Below are 21,490 nucleotides of genomic sequence, written 5' to 3' on the forward strand. Positions count from 1 at the left end.
GCGCTCAGCTGCGGACCGCGGCGGCGATCGCGCGGCGCCAGTCCGCGGGCGTGTCGCTCATCTCGCCCTCGGCGCTCACGAACCGCAACCCGCCGCGCTCGACATCATCGTCGGGCTGGAGCGGCCAGGGCAGGTCCGCGCCCTCCTCCTCGATCAGGGCGAGGTCGCCCGGATGAAGGTGCAAGGTGCAGCCGTCGGCCCCCTTGCCGAGCCGCTCTGCCGCCACATGACAGCGGGCGAGGAGCGCCTCGCGGTCGGGCGTAAAATCCGCGATTGCGCCGTCGCACAGGGCGATGACCGTCTCGGCAAGCTCGCCCGCCAGCGCGTCCATCGCCGCCTGGTCCAGCGCGCGATAGGCGCCGCGCAGGGCCGCGCGCCGCTCCTCGCTCGTGTCCCGCTCCGCCATTGCCTCCGTCCGTCCCTGCGCAAGGCCGCGGGCGAATGCCTCGGCTTCGAGATCGGGAGGGGACGCGGGAGGGGGCTCGGGAGGGTCGGGATCGGTCCTATCGGCGGGGTCTTCCTCCGGCGCGCATTCGTCCTGCGCAATCGGCGGCGCGCCAGCGAAAGGCCAACCTTCGACGAAGGCTGCCTCCACGTCGGGCGCATCGAGCCAGGCGGCCGGCACGAACCCCGCCTCACCCGCACTCGTCGCACGTTTTCCCTGTGCCTGCCAGGCGGCGATCCAGTCAGACGAATTCACCATCGCCGTTCCCGATTATGATCTCGCCCGAATCCGCCAGCTGGCGCGCGATGGTGACGAGCGATCGCTGCGCGCGTTCGACATCGGTGCGCGCGATCCGTCCGCGCAGTTCGATCTCCTCGCGCACGCCGTCCGCCGCGCGGCTCGACATCGCCGCATAGAAGATCTCGCGCTGTTCCTCTTGAAGGCCCTTGAGCGCGTCGATAAGCGCATTTCCATCGACATCGCGCAGCACCCGCTCGATCGTCGAGGCGTCGCATTCGAGCAGCATTTCGAAGGTGAAGAGCTCCTCCTCGATCCGCTCGGCGAGCGGCGCATTGCGCCGGGCGACCGAGGGCAGCGCTTCGGTGCGCAGCACGCCGGCGCCCAGATTGATGAGATTGGCCGCCTCGCGCGGACCGCCGACGCTCAATGCATTCGCGCCGAAACTCGATCCGATGCGCTGCGACAGGAGGCGGTCGATCAGCGCGACGGCCTGCGCCGACACCGGACCGATGGCGGCAATCTTCTCGACCACCAGCGGCTGCGCGGCGGCGGGCAATTGCGACAGGACTTCGGCGGCGGGTTCGGGCTCCAGCATCAGGAGCAGCGCCGCGATCACCTGCGGATGCTCATCCTCGATCAGCTTGAGCAACACCTGCGGGGCGAGCCAGCGCGCCATTTCGATGCTGAGCGGGCGCGATCCGGGCGCGATCCGCAGCATCATGCTTTCGGCCTTGGTCGTGCCGAGCGAGCGTTCGAGCAGGCCGCGCATCTGCGCCGAGCGATCGCGCCGGGGCAGGACCGCGCGCGTGCTTTCGACCACGAAATCGTCGAGCGCGCTTGCCATGCCGGCATGATCGACTTCGCCAAGGCCGAGCATCGCTCCGCCCAGCGCTTCGAGCTCGTCGGGTTCGAGCCGCGCCAGCAATTGCGCTGCGGCGTCGTCGCTCAGCATCATCAGGAAAATCGCCGCGTGGGCGGTGCGATCAGCGGGCTCGACGCCTTCGGTGTCGCCTGTCTCCTCGGTTGCGAGCGCGTTCACGACGCGGCCTTCGTGTTGGCTTCGGGCGCGGGGATCGCCAGCATGCGCTGGAGGGCTTCGACCGCGCGATCGGGCTGATCGCTGGCGAGCCTGCGCGCAAGCTCGACCTTCTGGGTGAACGCCCCATCTTCGCCGAGCGCGACCGTGGCGGCTCCGCCAACGGCAGGCGCGGGGGCTTGAGCCTCCTCGTCGCCCTCACGCGCCGACGGTCCGCCAAGCGCCGCAAGCGCTGCACTGCCGGCGTCCGTCTTGTCGCCCGCCCGCATCCGCTTGATCAACGGTCGCACGGCAAGGAGCAGCACGAGCAGCACCGCGAGCAGGGCCGTCAGCGCGCGCAAGCCTTGCGCGAACCAGGCACTTTCATAGAACGGCAAGGGTTCGATCTCCGCACTGCCGAAGGCGCTGATCACGACCTCGACCTGGTCGCCGCGTGAGGGATCGGCGCCGACGGCGGCGCTCACCAGCGTTTCGACCTGCTGCGCGGTCAGCGGCGCGGCGGCTTGGAGCGCGGCTTCGCTCAGGGCGACGGCGACCGACAGTTTGACGAGGCCACCGGGCCGCGAGGAGGTGACCGCCACTTCGCGGCCGAGTTCGTAATTGCGCTGGGTGGCGATCTCGCGGTCTTCGGGGATCGCCCCCGCGGGCGCTTCGCCCTCTTGCGGCGCGCCCTCGACCAGTTCAACGTCGGGCGCCGGTATATTCGATGCCGCGCCCGGAATGCCGCCCACGGGCATGGCGGACGCGCGGGAGGAACTGCGCTCGCTCTCGGAGCGGACCACCCCGTCGGCATCGTAGATCTCGCGCGCCGAGGTCTGTTCCGCCTTGGTCAGCTCGACCTGCACCTGGCTCGAAAAATTGCCATCGCCGAGCAGCGGCAGGAGGAGGTTCGTCACCTGCGATTGCAGCTTGGCCTCGAATTCGCGCTGCAGGACGAGATTTTCGAGCTGCTCCTCGCGCGCCGAAGAGAGCAGGCGCCCGTTCTGGTCGACGACGCGCACCGTGTCGCTGGTCATCCCCGGCACCGAGCCGGCGACGAGATTCACGATCGCCTCGACCTGCGATTGCGCGAGCGAGCGACCGCTGGCGAGGCGCAGCATGACGCTGGCGCTGGGCGGCGCGTTCTCGCGCACGAAGACCGAACGTTCCGGCGTCGCAAGATGCACGCGCACCGCCTCGATCCCCTCGATCTCGCGGATGGTGAGCATGAGCTCGCGTTCGCGCGCCAGGCGCAGCCGCTCGCCCTCGAGCGTCCGGCTCGACCCCAGCGGGATCGCATCGAGCATTTCGCTCGCCCCCTGCGGCGCGGCAAGGCCGGCATCGCTCGCGACGAGCATGCGCGCGCTATAGACATCGTCCTCGGCAACGCTCAGCGCGCCGGTGCCGTTGTCGATCGTGTAGGCGATGCCGCCCGCATCGAGCGTTTCGACCACTCGCGCCCGCTCGGCATCGGAGAGACCGGAATAGAGCATGCGTTGTGGGCCTTGCGCAATGGCGAGATAGAGCAGCGCGAGGATCGCGACGACGCCCACCGCGACGAGTGCGGGCAGCGCGCGGCGAAAGGCGGGCTGCGCGGCGATTTCGCCGGCCCGCGCGCGCCATCCGGCCATGCCCGGCAGCGGGGCGGAGGCCGCCCGTTGCAGTGTTGGCGACGTAGCCGGAACCGCGCCGGCGGGCGCCGAAGAAAACTCGTTATCGGACATCTACCCCTCAGCTCCCCATCCGCATGATGTCCTGATAGGCGGACAGCAGCTTGTTGCGGACTTGCAGCGTCGCCTCGAATGCGACCCCGGCTTCCTGGCGGGCGAGCATGACCGTGGCGATGTCGGTGACTTCGCCGCGTTCGTAGGCGGCCTGCATGTCGCCCGAGCGTTTCTGCACCGCGCTGACATCGTGGAGCGCGCCGTTCAGCGCCTCGGCAAAACCGCCGGCCTGCACGCTACCATTGGGAATGGGCGCCGCCGCGCCGGCGCCCGAGAGCGCGCGCACATCCTGCAGCGCCTGGCTGCGCGAGAGGACTTCCTGGCGCAGCGCCATGACCTGCGCGAGGCCGCCGCTCGCCCCTTCGATCGCGCCGCTCACGCGCCGGTTCCCGTCGCATCGATGCCGCACTCGCGCATCGAGGCGAGGCGATAGCGCAAGGTGCGCTCGGAAATGCCGAGGCTTTTCGCGGTCTTGCCGCGATGCCCGTCATGCCGATTGAGCGCGGTGAGGATCGCCTGCGCTTCGGAACGGAAGGCGACATCGGACAGAGCACCGCTCACCGCCGCTGCGCCAGGTAATGCTGCGACCGGGCGGGCCGGTCCATCGAAATGGATATGCTCCGCGCCTATTTCACTCGCATCGCCGGCAAGCAGGATCGCGCGGCGGATGACGTTTTCGAGCTCGCGGACGTTGCCCGGCCAGGCGTGATTTTCCAGTTGAGCGAGCGCTGCGGGCGAAATCCAGGCCAGCCCGTCCGCTGCCTCACCCCCAGCGGCGCCGTGGCGCAGCAGCATGGCGAAGGCGAGCGGGGCAATATCGCCCGGACGCTGGCGCAGGGCCGGCAGGATCAGGGGAAAGACGTTCAGCCGGTAATAGAGGTCTTCGCGAAAGCGCCCTTCGGCCGCCTCTTCGCTGAGCGTGCGGTTGGTCGCGGCGACGATCCGCACATCGACCGCCACCGGCTTGGTTGCGCCCAGCGGCAGGACCTCGCCTTCCTGCAGGGTGCGCAGCAATTTCGCCTGGAGCGCGAGCGGCAGTTCGCCGATTTCGTCGAGCAATAGCGTGCCCCCGTCGGCGGCGCGGAACAGCCCTTCGCGCGCATCGCCCGCTCCGGTAAAGGCGCCCTTGTGATGGCCGAACAGCAGCGCCTCGAGCATCGCTTCGGGCATGGCGGCGCAATTGACCGCGACGAACGGACCGCGCGCCCGCGCGCTGCGATTGTGGACGAAGCGCGCGACAATTTCCTTGCCCGATCCGGTCGGCCCTTCGAGGAGGACGGGAATGTCGCTCGCCGCAATTCGTTCGCTCAATGTCAGGAGCGCGAGCGTTTCCGGATCGCGCGCGACCGGCCAGCCGCCATAGCCTGCGCTCGCCAGCAGCGCGGGCGCGGCGTCGTTCGGCGCGTTCGGGTCGTAGCGCAAGGTGATGCGCCCCGCCCCGCCGGCAAGGAGGGCGAAGGGCGCGTCGCCCGCGCGCTTGGAATGGACGAGGTCGATCGCGACCCGGTCTGATCCACGCGTCTGATCGTCGAACCGCCCATGATCGCCCAGCGCGATGCGTCCCCGCTGCCAGCCGTGCGCAAGCAGCGGAAGGACGGGATCGAGCAGGCGAGAATGTGTGTGCAGACCGGATGCATGGGAAGGGGACGGAGGTAGCGGGACCGGCGAGACCGGCCGCGCGCCGTCGCCGCCGATCAGGGTGCGCCGGTGAACCAGGTCGGGCTCGGGGCTTTGCGGGGAGAGGGCCTGCATGGTTCCACCTATTGGTTACTTCGGTGGAAAGCATTTGCCGAGCGCGCGGCCAATATAGTGCAAATTTAAGCACCCGTAGCAGCCCTTAGGAAACAACCGCGAAGCCGCGCGCGCCCCGCGTTCGCTCGGCCCACCCGTAGGCCCCAGACAACGGACCGACCCGCACCTCGGTTTGCGCCCCCGCCCTTAAACTTCGCAGCGCCCGGTCGCTCTTAACCCTGACAAGGCTCGGGTCCGGCCCGCGCCCTGTTCGAACCACTTGCACCGCAATTACGGAGTTTACTTCATGTCCGTTATCAACACCAACATCTCGGCCCTTCGCGCCCAGAACGCCAGCATGAAAGCCAATGAAATGCTCGGCCAGGCGATGGAGCGCCTGTCTTCCGGCAGCCGCATCAACGGCGCCGCCGACGATGCCGCGGGTCTGTCGATCGCGACCGGCTTCACCAGCGACATCCGTGCCCTAAACCAGGGCGTCCGCAATGCGAGCGACGGCATCGCGCTGGCCCAAACGGCCGAAGGCGCGCTCGACGAGGTCGCCAACATGCTGCAGCGTGTGCGCGAGTTGGCCGTGCAGTCGGAAACCGGCACCTACGATGCGACGGCCCGCGGCTTCATGAATACCGAGGTCGAGGAACTGTCCGCCCAGATCGAAGACATCCTCTCCAACACCGAGTTCAACGGCGTTTCCTTGTTCAGCACGACCAGCGGCACCGACGTAACGGTCGATATCGCGATCGACGCGAGCCGGACGGTGACGCTGACCAGCACCGCCATCGGCCAGGATGTGAGCACGACCGCTCTCGATGTCAGCTCGGCGGCGAGCGCCACGACCACCATCACCAATGTCGACGCTGCGCTCGACGAGGTTAACACGACGCGCGCCTCGCTGGGTGCGGGTCAGAACCGACTGTCTTCGGCCATCAACAACGCGACAACGACGGCGACCAACCTTACCGATGCGCGTTCGCGGATCATGGACACCGACTATTCCTCGGAGACGACCGCGCTCGCCAAGGCGCAGATCCTGGGCCAGGCGTCGACCGCGATGCTGGCGCAGGCCAACCAGTCGCAGCAGAACGTGCTTTCGCTCCTGCGATAAACCGATAGCGACAAGGGCCGCTTTCGCTGGAGGCGGCCATACGAGGCCCGGGACGCGCGAAGCGTTCCGGGCCTTTTCGTGTGTCAGAAAATGAAGCGCGGACAGGTTAGGCGGCGATATTGCGCGCCGTTTTCGCTTGCTGCGACCCCTGCACGGCGGCCCCCTTGACCTCGCCGATCGGACGCAAGACCAGTTCGATCATCTGCGGTTCGTCGCCCTGTTCAGGCGGCGTCACGAGAATGAGGGCTTGTTCGCTTTCGCAGGCGAAGACGCCTGCGCCCGTTTCGGCAAAGCCGTCGCCATGCCAGGCGATATCGCGGGCCTTCGCCGCTTCGCCGCCCTTGCCCTTGAGGGATCGGACGGCGCTGGCGGTGACGCTGTCCAGCTGAAAGCTCTCGAACACCGCGCCCAGGATCAGCGCGATGCTTTTCGCGCCGCGCGGCACCGGGATGCGCGTGCAGTAATAGCCTGCGTGGGTCGGCTGGGCGGGCACGGTGCTGCGCGCTTCGTCGCTTTCGCCTAGGAATACCGCCGGTATCGCGATTTCGGCGGGCGCGCCGTCGCTATAGGCAAGTCCGAGCCCGGCGCATTTCTGGACGAGCAGCGCGAGCCGCGTCTCGATGCTTTCGTTGGCGATCTCGGCGGGCAGGAACATGCGCTCCGACCCCAGCATGTAGAACAGGCCGCGCCGCCTGATGTCCCGGGCCGCGGTCTCGCGGTCGAACAAGGCGACCATCCGCTCGCTGCCCAGATTGACGTCGTGTTCGAAGCGTTCGAGCACAGCAAGCTCGTCGGCATGCGGCAGGAACAGGAAGCGGCCGAGCGTGCCCATCGCCGCCTCGCGCCAGGCGCTGTCCGAAGCGCCGTCGGTTTCGCGAAGGATCGGCATATCGCGCGCCGACGCCGCGGCGAATTGCAGCGCGCCCGCCTGAACCGTGTCGCGCACGGCGCTTTGCACGCCCTTGACCTGCGCCTCGCGCCGGATCGGTTCGCCCTGATCGGTATAGTCGACCACCGAGCCGAGCGGGCAGGTCGCCAGCTGCTCGATCACCGCGACGTTGGCGCACAGCGCGTCGAGCAATTCGTGGGCATAATGGCGCGCATCGAGCAGTCCCTTCTTATCGAGCCCGCTCGCCGCCATTTCGCGCATCAGCAGATAGCGTCCGGCGACATGGACGTCGAACGCTTCCGACAGAAGCCCGTCGATCCGGTCCTGCGCCGATCCGTTATAGCCAAGATCGACCAGCATCAGCGTGTCGCCCGGCTGCGGATCGACCGCGCGGCGGACATGCGCGATCAGCCGCTCGGCCCGCGCCCTTGCACGGCGGCGGGTGATCTTCTCGCGCTTGCCGCTGCGCAATTCGTCGAGCAGCCTGCCGCTCGCCTCGATCCGCTCGGCATCGCTCAGCGGATTGCCGACGATCTCTGCGATTTCGTCCGTGTCGAACAGCATCTGGCGCGCCATCGTCGGAGGGTTGAGCCCGTGTTCGAGCGCAACGTGCCGCCGATACGCCGCGGGCGATGCCAGCGAGGCGGCGATCGCGGTGACCCGGCTGATCTCGACCGCAGCGGTGCTCGCCGCAGTGCCCCCTTCGCGGTGAACGAGATAGGGCAAGTGCCCGTCGCGCAGCATGAAGAGCCAGTGGACCCGCCCCCCGCGCGCCGCCTCGAGCATCTCCGCCTCGCTGTGCAGCCAGCGATCGAAGCCCGAAAGGATCGGTCCCAGCACCGTGAAGCCGAGCCGTTCGCCCATCTCGGCAAGCTGCGGTTCGTCGCGCGCCAGCAAGGCGCGGTGCGGCATCGACCCGCGCACCCCGCTTTCGCCCGCGCCGGTCCCGGCAAGTTGCTGAAAGGCGCGTTCGAGCCGCAGCCGCTCGCGCGCCGCTTCGCCGAATTGCGCCAGATGCAGTGCGCGAATGCCAAGCGCCCGCGCCGCGTCGAAATCGGCCCGGCGATTGTCGCCGATATGCAGCATCTTGTGCGCCGGACATTTCATTGCGTTGAGCGCCTCGGCCAGCAGGCCCTGGCTCTTGGACAGGCCCGCATCGCTCGAGGCGATCACCTGGTCGATAAGTCCGGCGATCTCCTCGCCCGCCGCGCGCTCGATCAACGCGCACAATTGCTTCGCGCTGAGATAGGTGTCGGAGGTGATGACGATCCGATGGCCCGCCGCCTTGGCCGCGCGCATCAGTTCGACCGTCGGCGCAAAGGCGAAACAGACCTGCACTTCCAGCGCCAGCTCCTGCGCGATCGCCTCTGTACGGGCTTTCGCATCGGCCTTGGGCATCGCCTCGGCATAGATCGCCTCCAGCCCGACCTCGCTGCGCCCCTTGAGCGTACGCTCGATCTTGCGCGCGCGGGTTTCGGCCGCCACCCGCTGGGCGATGCCGACCGCCGGCAAACCGGCAAAGACGTCGCTCGGCGCATGGCAATCGCGCCAGAGCAGAGTGTCGAAACAGTCGAGCGAAAGGACCTCGATGCCTTCCCCTGCTACTGTCAGAGCGCCGGGCAATTCGTGCGGCAGGATCGTCTGTGTCATGGCGAGGGGTCCTTCCCGTAAAGCATTTTCGCTTGTCTCGCCTTCGCGCCTAGGGCGGTATGGTTTACCCGGTGTCGGTACCGGCCTCGGGGGAAGTGCCTAGCTGGCGCGTTCGCCGCCCTGCGCGCCCGTCATCCTCCAGCAGCAGCAGCGAAATGCGCCGGTTGCGCGGATCGGCGGGATTGTCCGCGACGACCGGTTCGGTGTCGGCGACGCCCTCGATGCGGGCGAAGCGCGGCTCGGCAATGCCGCTGGCTAGCAGTTGCTGACGGGTCGCCTCCGCCCGGCCGGCCGAAAGCGACCAGTTGTTCGCCACCACCCCCTCGCGCCAGGGCAGCGAGTCGGTGTGGCCGCGCAGGATCAGCGGCTGGCGTTCGCGCGCGATGGCATCGCCTATCACGCCGACCAGTTCGCGCGCCTCGGCGGTCATCACCGTGGTGCCGAGGGTGAACATCGAGAAATCGGCATCGTCGACGAGGTCGATCCGCACCCCGTCGGGCGCGCGCATCACTCGCACCTGATCGACGAGATGCGAGATGCGCTTGCGCTTCGCCAGCTCCTCCTCGATCACCTTGCGCAGATTGCTCGTCGTGTCGCGCGTCGCATCCCCGCGCCCGCCCTCCACCGGACCGCCCGTCACGCCGCGCGGGATGGTAATCGACTGGGTGCCGGTCTGCCCCTGAGCATGGGGATAATTGTCGACATCGGTCAGCGACGATCCGCCGAGCACGCCGAACGAGCCGGCGCTTTGCTGGCGCGTCTTGACGAGCGTGGGGGAGAAATAGTCGGCGATGCCCTTGCGCTGGTTTTCCTCGGTCGCGCCGAGCAGCCAGAGCAGCAGGAAGAACGCCATCATCGCGGTGACGAAATCGGCATAGGCAACTTTCCACGCCCCGCCATGATGACCGTCCGCCGCCTGAACGATCGTCTTGCGCACGATGATCGGCGCCGGCGCCTGCGCGGCGGCGCCGGCCGCGGCACGGTCGAGACCCGGGCCGTCCATTCTAGCGCCCGCGCATCATGTCGAGCAGGTCGGTGAGCTTGGGCCGCAGGGTCTCGGGCAGACCCGAACGCGCGGCTTCGAGCACCAGCGGCTGGGGATGGCCGTGCAGGCTGGCGACGATCACCTGCTTGACGGAGTGAAAAATCTGCTGATCCTGCGCGTTCACCTGTTTGAGGCGGGTCGCCATCGGGCCGGCGAAGCCATAGGCCAGCAACACGCCGAGAAACGTGCCGACCAAAGCGGCGCCGATCATCTTGCCCAGGATCTCGGGCGGCTGATCGATCGACCCCATCGTCTTGATGACGCCGAGAACCGCGGCGACGATGCCGAGCGCGGGGAAGGCGTCGGCGAGCGACTGCAATTGGTGCGCGGGTTCGTCCATTTCGCTTAAGTGGGTGCGGATGGCATTGTCGATCACATCCTCGACCGCATGGGTATCGAGCGAACCGGAAGACACCACCATCAGCATCAGCGGATCGCAGATCGTCGCGAGCAGCGCGGGGTCGGACTGAAGCCGCGGATATTCGCTGAAGATCGTCGAGCTCTGCGGATCGGTGACATGCGATTCGAGCGCGACCGCGCCTTCGGAACGCAGCAATTTCATCAACTTGCTGGTGACCGCGATCACATCGATATGATCGTCGCGGGTATAGCGCGCACCCTTGAAGACCTTGATGAAGCCGCGTCCCAGCAGCTTGATCTCGTGCAGCGAATTGCCGATCAGCACCGCGCCCAGCGCCGCGCCGCCGATGATCATCAGCTCGAGCGGGAGCGCGGCCAGAATAGGCCCGAGCGCGCCGCCGGCGAGCACGAAGCCGCCAAACACCATGACGATGAGAACGACGATACCGATCGCGGCGAACAATGGTCAGGTTCCTTGGCTGGGCGGCATGGCGCGCGTCGGTCAGATCGCGTCGAACAGGGTGAGGCCGCTGACCCGCGCAAAGCTCGCCTGGCTCGCTTCGAGCGCGGTCAGTGTCTGCTGCAAACGCACGATCGTATCGGCGATATCGGTGTCGCCGATATCGGAACGCTTTTCAGCGACCGCGATGGCGCGGATGTCCTGGTCGCGCTGGATATCCTCGACCCAGGCGAGGCGGGTGCCGACGATGGTCTGGCTGCGATTGACGTTGTCGAGCCCGGCATCGAGATCGGCGATAGCGTCGCGCGCGGCCTGCGCCGGATCGGCGGCGGAGCGCAGGGCGATGGCGAGGTCGGTAACGGCGGCAAAGGCGCTGGTCGGCGTGCCGGCCACGTCGTATTCGAACAATTGCGCGCCGGTGACCCCGCGCTCGATCGCGGTGCCGGGGGCGACCGGGACGGTGCCGACCTCGTTGTTGCCGGCATAGGTGACATTGCCCGCGGCGTCGCGGGTGAAGGCAGGTGCGCCGGAGGTGCCGCCGAACAGGGGCACGCCGGTGATCGAAAGCGAATTGGAGCGGGCGAATAGTTCGTCGCCCAGCTGTTCGAGCTCGTCGGCGATCGCGGTGCGTCCCTTCACCCCCGACGTGTCGCTGGCCGCGGCAACGGCCAGTTCGCGCGCACGCTGAAGGATGAGGGTGACCCCTTCGATCTGATCGGAGGCCTCATTGAGGTCCTGTTCCAGCCGCGCGGCATTCTCCGCCTCGGTCGTGCCGCGCACCTCCAGCCGGGTGAGCGCGCGCAGGCGCGAGGCGGCGACCGGATCGTCCGATCCGCGCTCGATCCTGACGCCGGTCGAAATCTGGGTCTGCAACCCTTCGACCCGCTCGCGCAATAGGCCCATCTGGCCCAACGAACGCTCGAAAAAGGCGCCGGTCGAATTGCCTACGAAAGTCATCAGCGCAGCCCCAATATGGTGTCGAACAATTCGGTCGCGACCTGGATGATCCGGCTGTTCGCCTCGAACGCCTGTTGCAGGCGGACGAGCGAAGCGGCCTCGGCATCGAGATCGACGCCGGTTTCGCTCAGCAGCTCGGCTTCGGCGCTGGCATTGATGATGGCGAGCCCATCGCGGGTGGTGGCGATGCCGGCGATCCGGCTGGAGAGCGAAAGCAGCAGGCCATCCGTCTGGCGGATCGGACCATCATCCGCGCCGAACGCGGCGATCAGGGCGGAGAGATTGCCGGTATTGCGGCTGCCCGGAGGCGACCCTGCCGGAGCCAGCGCGAGGTCGTCGCCGTCGGTCAACGCGACGGCGATATCGCCCGCATCCGAACCGGAGAACAGCGGCTGTCCCGGCGATCCGTCGAGCGCGGCACCCGTCGCCTGCGCGTTGTTGGCGCGGGCGATGGTCGAGGCGGCGATCGCATCGAGGCTGGCGCTGCGCGCGGACATGTCGGCAATCGCGGCGACGCGTCCGGCCATCGCGCCTCCGACCAATGCGAAAGAACCGCCGCCGACATCGAAGGAGATCGAGCCGTCCGCCTGCGTGGTCGCGGCGAGCGTGCTGAAATTGGTGCCGGAGACCAGCAATTCGCCCGCTTCGCCCGCAGGGGCGGGGTTGGAGACGATCCGCACTTCGACGAGGCCGAGATCGTCGAACCGGGTGACGATGCCGACCTCGCCGGCAAGGTCGCGCAATGCTGCATCGCGGGCATCGAGCAGGGCCGCGCGGTCCGCCGTCCCCTCACGTGCGCTTGCCAGCTGGCGGTTGAGCCGGGCCAGTTCGTCCCCAGCGCCGTTGATCCGCGTGACTCCGACCGAGACGTCGTCGCGCACGAGGTCGTCGGCACTGGCGAGCGACAATTCGGCGAACTGGAAGGTCTGGGCAAGCTGGCGCGCGCTTTCGATGGCGCCGGTGCGCAAGGCGGGATCGGTCGGATCGCTTTCGAGAATGGTCAGCGCCGCCTCGAAATCGACGAGGCCGCGATAGAGCCCCGCCTGTTCGAGCGCGGTTTCCGCATCCCGCAAGGCCGTGAACTCGGCCTGCGCCCGCGCAAGGTCCGATCCGCTGTCGCGCACGCGCCGCTGGGCAAGCTCGCTGTCGGGCCGCTGGATGCCGCCGATGCGAACGCCGCTCAGCGAACTGGTGGTCTGGTTGTCGATCGTCGCGGTGGCGACGAATTCGGAGACTTGCAGGCTGCGGCGCACGTAATCGGGGTTCGCCGCATTGGCGATGTTCTGCGCGCTGACTTCGAGGCTGGCGCGCGCCGCCGCCGCTCCGCTGCGGCCGATCGAGATGAGGTCGGTGGGCATTACTCAGGCCTTTTCGCAGGGAGGGATTGAGCAAGCTGCTCCTCGATACTACGCGCAAAACCGAGGGTGCCGGTTTGCGAAGCGATCTCGGCGAAGTGTTCGTCGCGCATTGCGGTGAACTGCTGGAGCCCTCCACCGGTCAGCGGCGTATCGGCGGCGAAGGGGGAGCTGCGCGCGCTTTCGAGGATGCGGCGCAGCATGATCGCCTCGAACCCTTGCGCCGCCTCGCGCAATTCGCGCCGTTCGGGCGACAGCGCGGCGGCGGGGGAGCCGGCGGGCGCGGCGGATGGTGTGACGGGACCGATCACAGGACCACCATTTCGGCCTGGAGCGCGCCGGCCTGTTTGAGGCTTTCGAGAATGACCACCAGATCCGCCGCGCCCACGCCCAGAAGGTTAAGCGCATCGACGATCTCGGAAAGGTTCGCCGCTCCCGGCATCAGCGCGACGCGCGTGTCGAGCTGGCGGACCGTGATGTCGGACGACTCTTCGACGGCCGTGAAGCCATCTCCGAACGGCTCGGGCTGCACTACGCGCGGGCTTTCGTCGATGCGGATGACGAGCGTGCCGTGGCTGATCGCGGCGGGCGCGAGCCGGACCGCCTGATTGATGACCACCGTGCCGGTGCGCGAATTGACGATCACGCGGGCCGCCACCGGGGCGGGGGTGACGGGCAGCATCTCGATCGCGGCGAGAGCGGCGGAGCGCTGGTCGTTGCCGAAGGGCAGGGTGAGCTCGATGCTGACCCCGTCGGCGACCCGCGCCATGCCGGGGAAGGTCGTGTTGATCGCATCGCGCACCCGCGCGGCGGTGAGGAAATCGGCCTGGTGGAGGTTGAAGCGCAAGGTGCCTTCGCGATCGAAGCCGGTGGCGACTCCGCGCTCTACGGTCGCGCCATCGGCGATGCGGCCCACGGTCGCGACGTTTACCGAAACCTGCGAGCCGTCGCGCCCCGATACGCCCAGCCCGCCGACCGCGACATTGCCCTGCGCCATCGCGTAGATCTGACCGTCCGCGCCGTAGAGCGGGGCGAGCACCAGGGCGCCGCCGCGCAAGCTGCGCGCCTGGCCGAGCGTCGAAACGGTGATGTCGATCCGCTGGCCGGGCTTGGCGAAAGCGGGCAGTTCGGCAGTGACGATGACCGCGGCGGCGTTGCGCAGGTTCGGGCTGATCCCGGGCGGCAATTGCAGACCGAGCCGCCCCGACACGCCGCGCATCGCCTCGCGCACATATTCGAGATTGTCGTCGCCCGTCCCCTGCAGGCCGACGACCACGCCATAGCCGGTCAGCTGGTTCGCGCGCAGCCCCTCGAACTGGCCGAGATCGCGGATACGCTCGGCCGAGGCCTGCGCGGGCAGGGTCACCAACACCCCGACAAGTATGGCGAGAACGAGTTTGGCAATGCGCATGTTTTGCTCCGTCAGAAGGGCGAGATCGCGCCGAAGAAGCGCGAGAGCCAGCCCGGGCGGCTCGCCTGCTGCACCGCGCCCTTGCCGGCATAGATGATGCGCGCATTGGCGACGCGCGAGGAAGGCAGGCGGTTGTCGCTGTCGATATCGACCAGCCGGATGCGGCCCGCAAACTGCACCCATTCGTCGCCCTGGCTGAGCGCCATCTGTTTCTCGCCGACCACTTCGGCGGTGCCGTTGGGATAGATCGCCGCGATCGTCACCGCGAGCGTCGCCGACAATCGGCTCGACTGCGCCGCCGTGCCGCCGCCATTGAACGAACCTTCGCCCGCAGCGGTCAGCGCGTCAGGGTTGAGGAAGTCGAACGGTCCCGTGGTCGGCGGGGTCAGGCTGAAGCCGCCCTCGCGATCGGTCTGGCCCGACGTGGACTTGGAGGTGCTGGTGTTCTCGACGAGGAGGATGGTGACCATGTCGCCCAGCCCGCGCGCTCGGTTGCCGGTGACAAGACCCGCATAGCCTTGGCTCGCCTGGAAGATCGCGCCCGCGCTTTCCTGCGGCAGCGCGAAGGTGTTGGCGCTGACCTCCGCCGTGATCGGTCCGGTCGGAACGACGCCGCCCAATGCGGCGGGCGGGGCCACGGCGACCGGGCCGGGAGGCGGCGGCGCGGTGAAACCGGCCAGGCGTTCCTCGCCGCCGATACAGCCGGCAAGCATTAGGGCGCCTGTCAGCGTGGCAAAGATACGGGCGCGCATCACAGTGTCTGGTTGGCGTTGCGCAGCATCTCGTCGACCGCGCTCACCATCTTGGAATTGATCTCGTAGGCGCGCTGCGCTTCGATCATCTCGACCAGCTCTTCGACTACGTTGACGTTCGACCCTTCGAGCATCCCCTGACGGATCTGGCCGCGCCCGAACTGTCCGGCGAGCCCGATATCGGGCGGGCCGCTGGCAAAGGTCTGCGCAAGGAAATTGTCGCCGATCGCCTGCAGTCCCGCCGGATTGACGAAGCTCGCGACCTGCAATTGGCCGAGCTGGATCGGTTCGGCCTGGCCGGGCTGCACCGCGGTGACGGTGCCATCGGGCGCGATCCCGATATTGGTCGCGCCCTGCGGCACCTGGATCGGCGGGGTCAGGGCAAAGCCCTGCGAAGTCACGAGATTGCCCTGCGGTGACAGGGTGAAATTGCCCGCCCGCGTATAGGCGATCTGGCCGTTGGGCGGGATTTCGATCTGGAAAAAACCCGGCCCGTCGAGCGCGATGTCGAGCAGGTTGCCGGTCTGGTTGAGCGTCCCCTGGCTCTCCATCCGGGTCGTCCCCTGCACGGCGACGCCGGTGCCCATGTTGAGCCCGACGGCATAGGCGGTCGCCTGCGTAGACTGCTGCCCGGCCACGCGCTGTTCCTGATAAGCGAGGGTGGCGAAATCGACCCGGTCGCGCTTGAAGCCGGCGGTGCCGATATTGGCGAGATTGTTGGCGATGGTGCGCATGCGCGCATCCTGCGCCTCGAGCCCGGTTCGGGCGACGTGAAGGGCGGAAGTTGGCATGGGCTATGGTTCCTTGGTTTCGTGCCGTTTGGGGGGTCAGGTCATGGAGAAGAGGCGCGCGCCCGCTTCGTCGAGCTGGCCGGCGGTCTGGATGATCTTCGCGCGCTGTTCGAAGGCGCGCTGCGCGTCGATCATCTCGATGAGGGTGGCGGCGGTCTCGACATTCGACTGTTCGAGCGCACCGCTGGTGACGCTCGCGGTCGGATCGGCGGGCAGAACGCCGCCGCCCGGCACTTTGAGAAAGCTGTCGATACCCTTGGCCAGCCGGCTGCCTTCGGGCGACACCAGCTTGATCCGCGCGAGCACCTGCGGCTCTTCCGCGGGCGCGGCGGGATCGCGGGCGAGCACGTTGCCGTCGCTTGCGATCTGCACCGCCAGACCGGGGGGAACGGTGATCGCCGCCCCGCCCTCGCCCAGCACTGCCAGGCCCTCGCCGTTTTCGAGCACGCCCGAAGGCGCCACGCGCAGATCCCCGCGGCGCGAATAGAGCTCGCCTCCCGCCGGATCCTGAAACGCGATCAGTGCCTCGCCCCCGACCGCGATGTCGAGCGCCTGGCCGGTCGGGTTGACGCGCGCCTGCGCCATGTCCGCCCCGCGTACTGTGCCCCGTGCGATCGCGCGCGCTTCGATTCCGCCATCGCGAAGGGTCGCAGCCGTGACGGCGAAGACCTCGCGGCGGAAGCCGGGCGTGGAGGCATTGGCGAGATTGTTGGCCACCATGCGCTGGCGATCCATCGCTGCGTTCATGCTGGACAGAGCCGTGTAAATCATGCGGTCCATGGTGAGCCTCCGGGCGGGTCAGCCAGCGGATCAGCGCTGGAGGTTGAGGACGGTCTGCGAAATCGCGGTGGCGGTGTCGATCGCGCGGGCATTGGCCTGGAAATTGCGCTGCGCGGTCAGCAGCGAGACCATCTCCTCGGCAAGGTCGACATTGGCGCGTTCGAGCGACCCGCTGGAGATCTGGCCGAAATTGCCGATGCCGGGCTGGCCGTACTCGGGCGCGCCCGATTCGCCGGTCGCCTGCCACTTGGTCTGACCGATCGCCTGCAAGCCGCCGGTCGCGGGGAAGGAGGCGAGCGCGATCATCGACACCGGTTCGACGGTGCCGTCGGAATAGGTGGCGGACAGGACCCCGCGCGCGTCGATGCTGACGCTCGAGAGCAGCGAACCGCCGGCATTGGTCAGCGGCACGACGATATTGCCGGGCGTGGTCGTGGTCGGCGTGCCGGTCGCATCGACTGCGAAGCCCTGCACCCGGTCGCCGAATGCGTCCTGCAATTCGCCGCTCGCGACCAGTTGCAGATTGCCGTTGCGGGTGAAGTTGATGTCGCCCGAGATCGCATTGGTGGTCGGGATGAAACCGTCGCCATTGATCGCAATGTCGAGCGCGCGGCCGGTCTGTTCGAGCTGGCCGAGGCCGAAATCCTGCGAGATGCGCGAAACGGTCGCGCCGATGCCGGGCGTGGTGCGCGGATCGGTGCTGCCGCCCGAGGCGACGAGGTCGGAGAATTGCGCGTTCGACTTCTTGAAGCCGGCGGTTTCGGCATTGGCGATGTTGTTGGAAATGACGCGCAGGTCGGTCTCGGCATTGCGCATGCCGGAAAGCGAGGTGAAAAAGGACATCGGGAGGCTCCTTAGGTCTGTTCGGGGGTGGCGGGGGAGGAAGGACTGGCGGCGTTTGCGGCTTCCTGGGCCGCGATCAGCGCGTCGAGCTTGGCGGCGATCTCCTCGAGCGTGGCGCGCGAGGCGATTTCGCTTTCTAAGCCGGAAAACTGCGCCAGCTGAGCCAGCATCTGTTCGTTCGATTGCGGCTCGAGCGGGTCCTGGTTCGCCAGCTGCGCGGTCATCAGTCGCAAGAAATCGGTGGCATCGAGCGCGGCCGCCGCGCTTTGCCGCGGCAGGGTCGAGGGCGCGTTCAGCCGGTCGAGCGTTCCGGGCAGATCGTTGGCTGGCCCGGTAGCAGGCCCGGTAACTGGCGCGGTGGCGGCAATGTTCATCTTCAGTTGCTCCTCAGCGTTTCGAGCATCAGTTGCTTGGCGGTCTGCAGCGCCTGGACCATGTTCTGGTACTGGCGCGCGCTTTCCATGATCTCGACCATCTCGGCGCTCTCATCGACGCCGGCCTCGTAGATATGGCCGCTCTCGTCGGCGAGCGGATGGCCCGGGTCGTAGCGTTTGGTGGGGGTCGCATCGGCGGTGACGATCCGCGCGGCGCTGACCTGGGAGAGGCCCGACGCGCGATCGACCTGGGCGGCGAAGACGGTGCGGATCGGGCGGTAGGCCTCGTCCTCGCTCGAGGCGACAGAGCCGGCATTGGCGAGGTTCGAGGTGGCGGTGTTCATCCGCACGAGCTGGGCGGACATCGCCTGCTGCGTCATCGAGAAGAGGGTGGCGCGCTCCGACATCTCTATTCGCCTTTCAGCGCGCGGGTGAGCGTGTTGACCTTGCCCTGCACGAAGCTGAGCGTTGCCGAATAGGCGAGCGCGTTCTCCGCAAAGGCGACCTGTTCGCGGCCCAGTTCGACGGTATTGCCATCGAGGCTGGGCAGCCCGCCGCGGCGATAGAGCAGCTGCGGGTCCGCGGCGGCGGCGGGCGCGCCCGCCTTTTGCGCGAGCCGCGCGTCGAGCGCGGCGCCGAAGTTGAGGTCGCGCGCCTTGAAGCCCGGCGTCGCGGCATTGGCGATGTTCGCGGCGATCACGCCCATGCGCTGGCTGCGCAGTTCGAGCGCCGCGCCGTGTATTCCGAAAAGACTTTCGCTCATGAAGGGGGTCCAGGCTCCGCTGCGTTCTATGCGCGGGATCAGTCTGCATCCTTCGTGCCAAACTTGGGCGAAGCCCCGGAAATGCGCCGATCGCCGCGCTCCTACCGACGGAATGCAGGCCTTGGGCGGCAAGGTCTTGCAGGGCGGCGGCAACGGCCTGCCAGCGCGGGGCCGCCGGCTTAAACGTCGCCGCGCTGCGTCGTTCTGGGAGTTGGTCCCGTCCCTCCCCACCCGTCCACGAAGTTTAAAAGGCCGCACGATTTGTCATTCGAGCCCAGCCTGTTCGTCGATCCCGCCGCGCTCGCCATCGTCCTTGCGGGCACGGCGCTGGGGACGCTGGCGCGTTGCGGCTGGCGCGGCATGGGGGCCGGGCTTGCTGGCGCGTTCGGTCTTGCCCGGCGCGACTTCGATCCCGCCGCCAACCGCGCCGCGCTGGCCCGCGCGCTGCAGATGGTGCGCGAGCGCGGGGTGCTCGGCGCCGATCCCGCCTTGCCGCCCGACCGGACGATGCGTGCAATGCTCGAACGTTTTCTGCGCAGCCGTTCACGCGAGGCGGCGCTCGAGGAGGCCGATGCCGTCCGCGCGGCGCACCAGACGCAAGCGGAGCGCGCGGCGGGCGTGTTCGATACCGCCGGCGAGCTCGCCCCGGTCTTCGGCCTGGTCGGCACGCTCATCGCCATTGCGCAGCTTGCCCCCGGTTCTGCCGAAAGCATGGTCGGGCTGGCGATGGGCGCGGTCGCACAGGCCGTCATCTCCACCCTCTACGGCGTCACCAGCGCGCATCTCGTATGGTACCCGCTCGCCCGCGCAATCGAACGACGCGAAGCCGCCGACGCGGCGGCCCGGGCAGGGATCGTCCGCTGGTTCGCGCAAGAGCTCGCCCGGCCGCGGAGTGTTCGGGGCAGTCCGGTGAGGGGCGTCGCATGATCGCGCGCGGCGACGCCGGGTGGCAGCTGATCCTCGCCGATCTCGCGCTCATCCTGTTCCTCCTCGTCCTCGCCGCGCTCGCCGGTCAGACGCTGCGCGAAGAGGCGCAGGCTGCGCCTGCGATCCAGGCGATCCCCGCGCTGGCCCCCTCGCAGGCGCTCTACCGCGAGACCCCCGGCGGGCCACAGCTCGGCGAATGGCTTTCGCGCCAGACGGCAGACGTGCGCGCCACGCTGACTATCGTCGCGCATCATACCCCTGAGGACGCGGCCGCGATCTGGGAGCGCGCGCGGCGCTGGTCCGATGCGGCGTCGGAAACCGATTTCGCGGTGCGCGTGATCGTCCGGCGCGGCCAGACCAGCGACATCTATGCCAGCCTCGCCTACGACGACGCGGTCGAAAGACGCGGCGTCGCAACGAGTTAGAGAATGGCGATACGGTCGCGCCCGCCATCCTTCGCCTGGTAGAGCGCGCGGTCGGCGCGGGCGAGCGCGTCGCGCGCGTCGTCGGGCCCGGCGACCTCGGCGATGCCAGCCGAAAAGGTGATCTTGCCAAAACCGTTGCCGGTCTCGCGATTGATCATCCGGCGGGCGGACTGGGCGGCGCGCACCGCATCGAGATGCTGGCGCGCCTCCTGCAGGCCGAGCCCGCGAAACAACACCGCGAATTCCTCGCCGCCGTGCCGCGCGGCGAAGCAATTGTCGCCCAAATGCCGCTCGAGGCTGCGCGCGATCGCGATCAGCACGCGGTCGCCCGCATCGTGGCCATGCGTGTCGTTGATCGCCTTGAAGTGATCGACATCGCAAAAGCCGACGCTGAGCCGGGTTCCGCGCGCCGCGCTCTCTTCGACAGCGCCGCGAAATTCGCGCTCGAAAGCGCGGCGATTTGGCAATTGCGTCAAATGATCGAGCTCGGCATCCAGCCGCGCGCGGGCTAGGCGTGCGCGCAGCTCGTCGCTTTCGGCCTCGGAGCGCTTCATCGCCGTCTCCACCTGGCTCAGCCGCCGCAGCATTGCGCGCGAAAGGCTGGTGAGACGTTCGATTTCGATGTCGGGGGCCGTATCGGCTCCGATGCTCGCCATGCGCGCGATCTGCGCGTCGATCGCGCCGCGCTGCTCGCTGGTTTCGTGCTGTGCGGACTTGGCCGTCTTCGCAAAGGCATCGAGCGACAACTCGATCCGGTCCATCAATTCCTCCAGTCCCGAGCGCCGATCCGCGCCCGCCCCCAATTCGTCCAGCCATTTCTGCGTCACCGGCGCCTGCGCGATTTCTCGCGCGACGAACGCCTGAGCGAGCCGCCGATCCGATCCCGACAGACCGGCAGCAATAACCGCAAGGTTGGACCCCGTAATCGCAACATCGTGGTCGAGGACGCAGGTGGTGATCCGGTCCATCAATTCGCGCCGTCCCTCGCTCGCCCGGCTCGTCACCGGATGGTGGCGATCGCGCAAGGCGGGTTTGGAGGACGTCGAATGGGTCTTCGCCGCAATGTAGCTCATGATGCGAACCGGCCTAGCGGCGCAGGCTTAAGCGGGCCCTCCCGCGATATAGGGGAGTGCCCTTAGGCTTTGGCGCCGGCGTGGCTTTGGCACGGCATTTGCTGCGAACCTTGCCAAGCAAGGGCCGGCGGCGTTCGCTCTCCGGCACCGTTCGAGGAGAGAGCCAATGATCCCGCACATCCGCCCCACATTATGCTTGCGAAACCTCGCCAATGTGTCGGCGATCGCCGCCGCCCTGGCCCTTCCCCCCGCCGCAGCGGCACAGACGCCGGCACAAAGCGCATTTCTCGATCCAGGCGCAATCGACGAAGCCGTTGCCGGCTTCACCGGGGTCGCGGCGGGCGAAATCGGCGGGGC

23 protein-coding genes and 1 pseudogene are annotated in these 21,490 nt (G+C 68.1%); 4 read left to right on the forward strand and 20 right to left on the reverse strand.

Features of this window, described 5'->3' with window-relative positions:
• Nucleotides 1-4 precede the first annotated feature (4 nt).
• The 5 genes from V2I30_RS13030 to V2I30_RS13050 are packed head-to-tail and all read right to left on the reverse strand — an operon-like array spanning nt 5 to nt 5,176.
• Nucleotides 5-703, reverse strand: a complete 699-nt coding sequence (locus V2I30_RS13030) for a FliH/SctL family protein (protein WP_330662606.1) — start codon at nt 701-703, stop codon at nt 5-7.
• Nucleotides 687-1,724, reverse strand: a complete 1,038-nt coding sequence (locus V2I30_RS13035) for a flagellar motor switch protein FliG (protein WP_330662607.1) — start codon at nt 1,722-1,724, stop codon at nt 687-689. Before V2I30_RS13035 ends, V2I30_RS13030 begins: the two co-directional genes overlap by 17 nt.
• A complete protein-coding gene (gene fliF, locus V2I30_RS13040) occupies nt 1,721-3,424 on the reverse strand; it encodes a flagellar basal-body MS-ring/collar protein FliF (RefSeq protein ID WP_330662608.1) in 1,704 nt (567 codons plus the stop codon). The genes V2I30_RS13035 and fliF overlap by 4 nt, the downstream gene beginning before the upstream one ends.
• 7 nt (nt 3,425-3,431) lie before the next feature.
• Entirely contained in the window at nt 3,432-3,758 is a 327-nt protein-coding gene (gene fliE / locus V2I30_RS13045) for a flagellar hook-basal body complex protein FliE (protein WP_442896940.1), read from the reverse strand.
• Between the two features lie 41 nt (nt 3,759-3,799).
• Nucleotides 3,800-5,176, reverse strand: coding sequence for a sigma-54 interaction domain-containing protein (locus V2I30_RS13050; protein ID WP_330662610.1), 1,377 nt, complete (start codon nt 5,174-5,176; stop codon nt 3,800-3,802).
• A 286-nt stretch (nt 5,177-5,462) separates the two neighbouring features.
• On the opposite strand from V2I30_RS13050, the gene V2I30_RS13055 reads away from it, so the two are divergent.
• Nucleotides 5,463-6,278 (forward strand): flagellin N-terminal helical domain-containing protein, encoded by an 816-nt coding sequence (locus tag V2I30_RS13055; protein WP_330662611.1) that lies wholly within the window; start codon nt 5,463-5,465, stop codon nt 6,276-6,278.
• A gap of 106 nt (nt 6,279-6,384) precedes the next feature.
• Here the strand turns inward: V2I30_RS13055 and V2I30_RS13060 are convergent, their stop codons facing one another.
• The 14 genes from V2I30_RS13060 to flgB all read right to left on the reverse strand — a co-directional run bounded on the left by V2I30_RS13060 (nt 6,385) and on the right by flgB (nt 18,708).
• A complete protein-coding gene (locus tag V2I30_RS13060) occupies nt 6,385-8,817 on the reverse strand; it encodes an HAD family hydrolase (protein ID WP_330662612.1) in 2,433 nt (810 codons plus the stop codon).
• 64 nt (nt 8,818-8,881) lie between these two features.
• Entirely contained in the window at nt 8,882-9,820 is a 939-nt protein-coding gene (locus V2I30_RS13065; protein WP_330662613.1) for a flagellar motor protein MotB, read from the reverse strand.
• A gap of 1 nt (nt 9,821) precedes the next feature.
• Nucleotides 9,822-10,685, reverse strand: a complete 864-nt coding sequence (motA, locus tag V2I30_RS13070; protein ID WP_330662614.1) for a flagellar motor stator protein MotA — start codon at nt 10,683-10,685, stop codon at nt 9,822-9,824.
• Between the two features lie 39 nt (nt 10,686-10,724).
• On the reverse strand, nt 10,725-11,639 hold the full coding sequence (locus V2I30_RS13075; protein WP_330662615.1) for a flagellin N-terminal helical domain-containing protein: 915 nt from the start codon (nt 11,637-11,639) through the stop codon (nt 10,725-10,727).
• Nucleotides 11,639-12,997 carry a flagellar hook-associated protein FlgK gene (flgK, locus tag V2I30_RS13080; RefSeq protein ID WP_330662616.1) on the reverse strand — a complete coding sequence of 453 codons (1,359 nt, stop codon included), beginning with the start codon at nt 12,995-12,997 and terminating at the stop codon, nt 11,639-11,641. The genes V2I30_RS13075 and flgK overlap by 1 nt, the downstream gene beginning before the upstream one ends.
• Entirely contained in the window at nt 12,997-13,305 is a 309-nt protein-coding gene (locus V2I30_RS13085) for a flagellar biosynthesis protein FlgJ (RefSeq protein WP_330662617.1), read from the reverse strand. The genes flgK and V2I30_RS13085 overlap by 1 nt, the downstream gene beginning before the upstream one ends.
• Nucleotides 13,302-14,405: a flagellar basal body P-ring protein FlgI gene (locus V2I30_RS13090; protein WP_330662618.1), complete on the reverse strand. Its 1,104-nt coding sequence runs from the start codon at nt 14,403-14,405 to the stop codon at nt 13,302-13,304. The genes V2I30_RS13085 and V2I30_RS13090 overlap by 4 nt, the downstream gene beginning before the upstream one ends.
• An 11-nt stretch (nt 14,406-14,416) precedes the next feature.
• Nucleotides 14,417-15,157 (reverse strand): flagellar basal body L-ring protein FlgH, encoded by a 741-nt coding sequence (locus V2I30_RS13095; protein ID WP_330662619.1) that lies wholly within the window; start codon nt 15,155-15,157, stop codon nt 14,417-14,419.
• Nucleotides 15,157-15,948 carry a flagellar basal-body rod protein FlgG gene (gene flgG, locus V2I30_RS13100; RefSeq protein WP_330662620.1) on the reverse strand — a complete coding sequence of 264 codons (792 nt, stop codon included), beginning with the start codon at nt 15,946-15,948 and terminating at the stop codon, nt 15,157-15,159. Before flgG ends, V2I30_RS13095 begins: the two co-directional genes overlap by 1 nt.
• 36 nt (nt 15,949-15,984) lie before the next feature.
• On the reverse strand, nt 15,985-16,719 hold the full coding sequence (locus tag V2I30_RS13105; protein WP_330662621.1) for a flagellar basal body rod protein FlgF: 735 nt from the start codon (nt 16,717-16,719) through the stop codon (nt 15,985-15,987).
• Between the two features lie 39 nt (nt 16,720-16,758).
• Complete coding sequence (locus tag V2I30_RS13110) at nt 16,759-17,571, reverse strand: flagellar hook-basal body protein (RefSeq protein ID WP_330662622.1); 813 nt, start codon at nt 17,569-17,571, stop codon at nt 16,759-16,761.
• 11 nt (nt 17,572-17,582) lie between these two features.
• Nucleotides 17,583-17,945: a flagellar hook assembly protein FlgD gene (locus V2I30_RS13115; protein ID WP_330662623.1), complete on the reverse strand. Its 363-nt coding sequence runs from the start codon at nt 17,943-17,945 to the stop codon at nt 17,583-17,585.
• A 2-nt stretch (nt 17,946-17,947) separates the two neighbouring features.
• Nucleotides 17,948-18,352 (reverse strand): flagellar basal body rod protein FlgC, encoded by a 405-nt coding sequence (gene flgC / locus V2I30_RS13120; protein ID WP_330662624.1) that lies wholly within the window; start codon nt 18,350-18,352, stop codon nt 17,948-17,950.
• 2 nt (nt 18,353-18,354) lie between these two features.
• A complete protein-coding gene (gene flgB / locus V2I30_RS13125; RefSeq protein ID WP_330662625.1) occupies nt 18,355-18,708 on the reverse strand; it encodes a flagellar basal body rod protein FlgB in 354 nt (117 codons plus the stop codon).
• Between the two features lie 261 nt (nt 18,709-18,969).
• On the opposite strand from flgB, the gene V2I30_RS13130 reads away from it, so the two are divergent.
• Both V2I30_RS13130 and V2I30_RS13135 read left to right on the forward strand, forming a co-directional pair.
• Nucleotides 18,970-19,635, forward strand: coding sequence for a MotA/TolQ/ExbB proton channel family protein (locus V2I30_RS13130; protein WP_330662626.1), 666 nt, complete (start codon nt 18,970-18,972; stop codon nt 19,633-19,635).
• Nucleotides 19,632-20,060 carry a hypothetical protein gene (locus V2I30_RS13135; protein ID WP_330662627.1) on the forward strand — a complete coding sequence of 143 codons (429 nt, stop codon included), beginning with the start codon at nt 19,632-19,634 and terminating at the stop codon, nt 20,058-20,060. Before V2I30_RS13130 ends, V2I30_RS13135 begins: the two co-directional genes overlap by 4 nt.
• On the opposite strand, the gene V2I30_RS13140 is transcribed toward V2I30_RS13135, so the two are convergent.
• Complete coding sequence (locus V2I30_RS13140) at nt 20,057-21,133, reverse strand: GGDEF domain-containing protein (protein ID WP_330662628.1); 1,077 nt, start codon at nt 21,131-21,133, stop codon at nt 20,057-20,059. The two genes, V2I30_RS13135 and V2I30_RS13140, sit on opposite strands and share 4 nt — an antisense overlap.
• A gap of 166 nt (nt 21,134-21,299) precedes the next feature.
• On the opposite strand from V2I30_RS13140, the pseudogene V2I30_RS13145 reads away from it, so the two are divergent.
• Nucleotides 21,300-21,490: pseudogene (locus V2I30_RS13145) on the forward strand (hypothetical protein); the annotation flags it as partial.

This window comes from Erythrobacter sp., assembly GCF_036351135.1.
GTDB lineage: Bacteria > Pseudomonadota > Alphaproteobacteria > Sphingomonadales > Sphingomonadaceae > Erythrobacter.

What these genes read in the sequence shown, in the direction of transcription:
- V2I30_RS13030 (WP_330662606.1), bottom strand. Translation starts at nt 703, where the DNA reads ATGGTGAATTCGTCTGACTGGATCGCCGCCTGGCAGGCACAGGGAAAA.
- fliF (WP_330662608.1), bottom strand. Translation starts at nt 3,424, where the DNA reads ATGTCCGATAACGAGTTTTCTTCGGCGCCCGCCGGCGCGGTTCCGGCT.
- fliE (WP_442896940.1), bottom strand. Translation starts at nt 3,758, where the DNA reads ATGGCGCTGCGCCAGGAAGTCCTCTCGCGCAGCCAGGCGCTGCAGGAT.
- V2I30_RS13050 (WP_330662610.1), bottom strand. Translation starts at nt 5,176, where the DNA reads ATGCAGGCCCTCTCCCCGCAAAGCCCCGAGCCCGACCTGGTTCACCGG.
- V2I30_RS13055 (WP_330662611.1), top strand. Translation starts at nt 5,463, where the DNA reads ATGTCCGTTATCAACACCAACATCTCGGCCCTTCGCGCCCAGAACGCC.
- V2I30_RS13060 (WP_330662612.1), bottom strand. Translation starts at nt 8,817, where the DNA reads ATGACACAGACGATCCTGCCGCACGAATTGCCCGGCGCTCTGACAGTA.
- V2I30_RS13065 (WP_330662613.1), bottom strand. Translation starts at nt 9,820, where the DNA reads ATGGACGGCCCGGGTCTCGACCGTGCCGCGGCCGGCGCCGCCGCGCAG.
- V2I30_RS13075 (WP_330662615.1), bottom strand. Translation starts at nt 11,639, where the DNA reads ATGACTTTCGTAGGCAATTCGACCGGCGCCTTTTTCGAGCGTTCGTTG.
- flgK (WP_330662616.1), bottom strand. Translation starts at nt 12,997, where the DNA reads ATGCCCACCGACCTCATCTCGATCGGCCGCAGCGGAGCGGCGGCGGCG.
- V2I30_RS13090 (WP_330662618.1), bottom strand. Translation starts at nt 14,405, where the DNA reads ATGCGCATTGCCAAACTCGTTCTCGCCATACTTGTCGGGGTGTTGGTG.
- V2I30_RS13095 (WP_330662619.1), bottom strand. Translation starts at nt 15,157, where the DNA reads ATGCGCGCCCGTATCTTTGCCACGCTGACAGGCGCCCTAATGCTTGCC.
- flgG (WP_330662620.1), bottom strand. Translation starts at nt 15,948, where the DNA reads ATGCCAACTTCCGCCCTTCACGTCGCCCGAACCGGGCTCGAGGCGCAG.
- V2I30_RS13105 (WP_330662621.1), bottom strand. Translation starts at nt 16,719, where the DNA reads ATGATTTACACGGCTCTGTCCAGCATGAACGCAGCGATGGATCGCCAG.
- V2I30_RS13110 (WP_330662622.1), bottom strand. Translation starts at nt 17,571, where the DNA reads ATGTCCTTTTTCACCTCGCTTTCCGGCATGCGCAATGCCGAGACCGAC.
- V2I30_RS13115 (WP_330662623.1), bottom strand. Translation starts at nt 17,945, where the DNA reads ATGAACATTGCCGCCACCGCGCCAGTTACCGGGCCTGCTACCGGGCCA.
- flgC (WP_330662624.1), bottom strand. Translation starts at nt 18,352, where the DNA reads ATGTCGGAGCGCGCCACCCTCTTCTCGATGACGCAGCAGGCGATGTCC.
- flgB (WP_330662625.1), bottom strand. Translation starts at nt 18,708, where the DNA reads ATGAGCGAAAGTCTTTTCGGAATACACGGCGCGGCGCTCGAACTGCGC.
- V2I30_RS13135 (WP_330662627.1), top strand. Translation starts at nt 19,632, where the DNA reads ATGATCGCGCGCGGCGACGCCGGGTGGCAGCTGATCCTCGCCGATCTC.
- V2I30_RS13140 (WP_330662628.1), bottom strand. Translation starts at nt 21,133, where the DNA reads ATGAGCTACATTGCGGCGAAGACCCATTCGACGTCCTCCAAACCCGCC.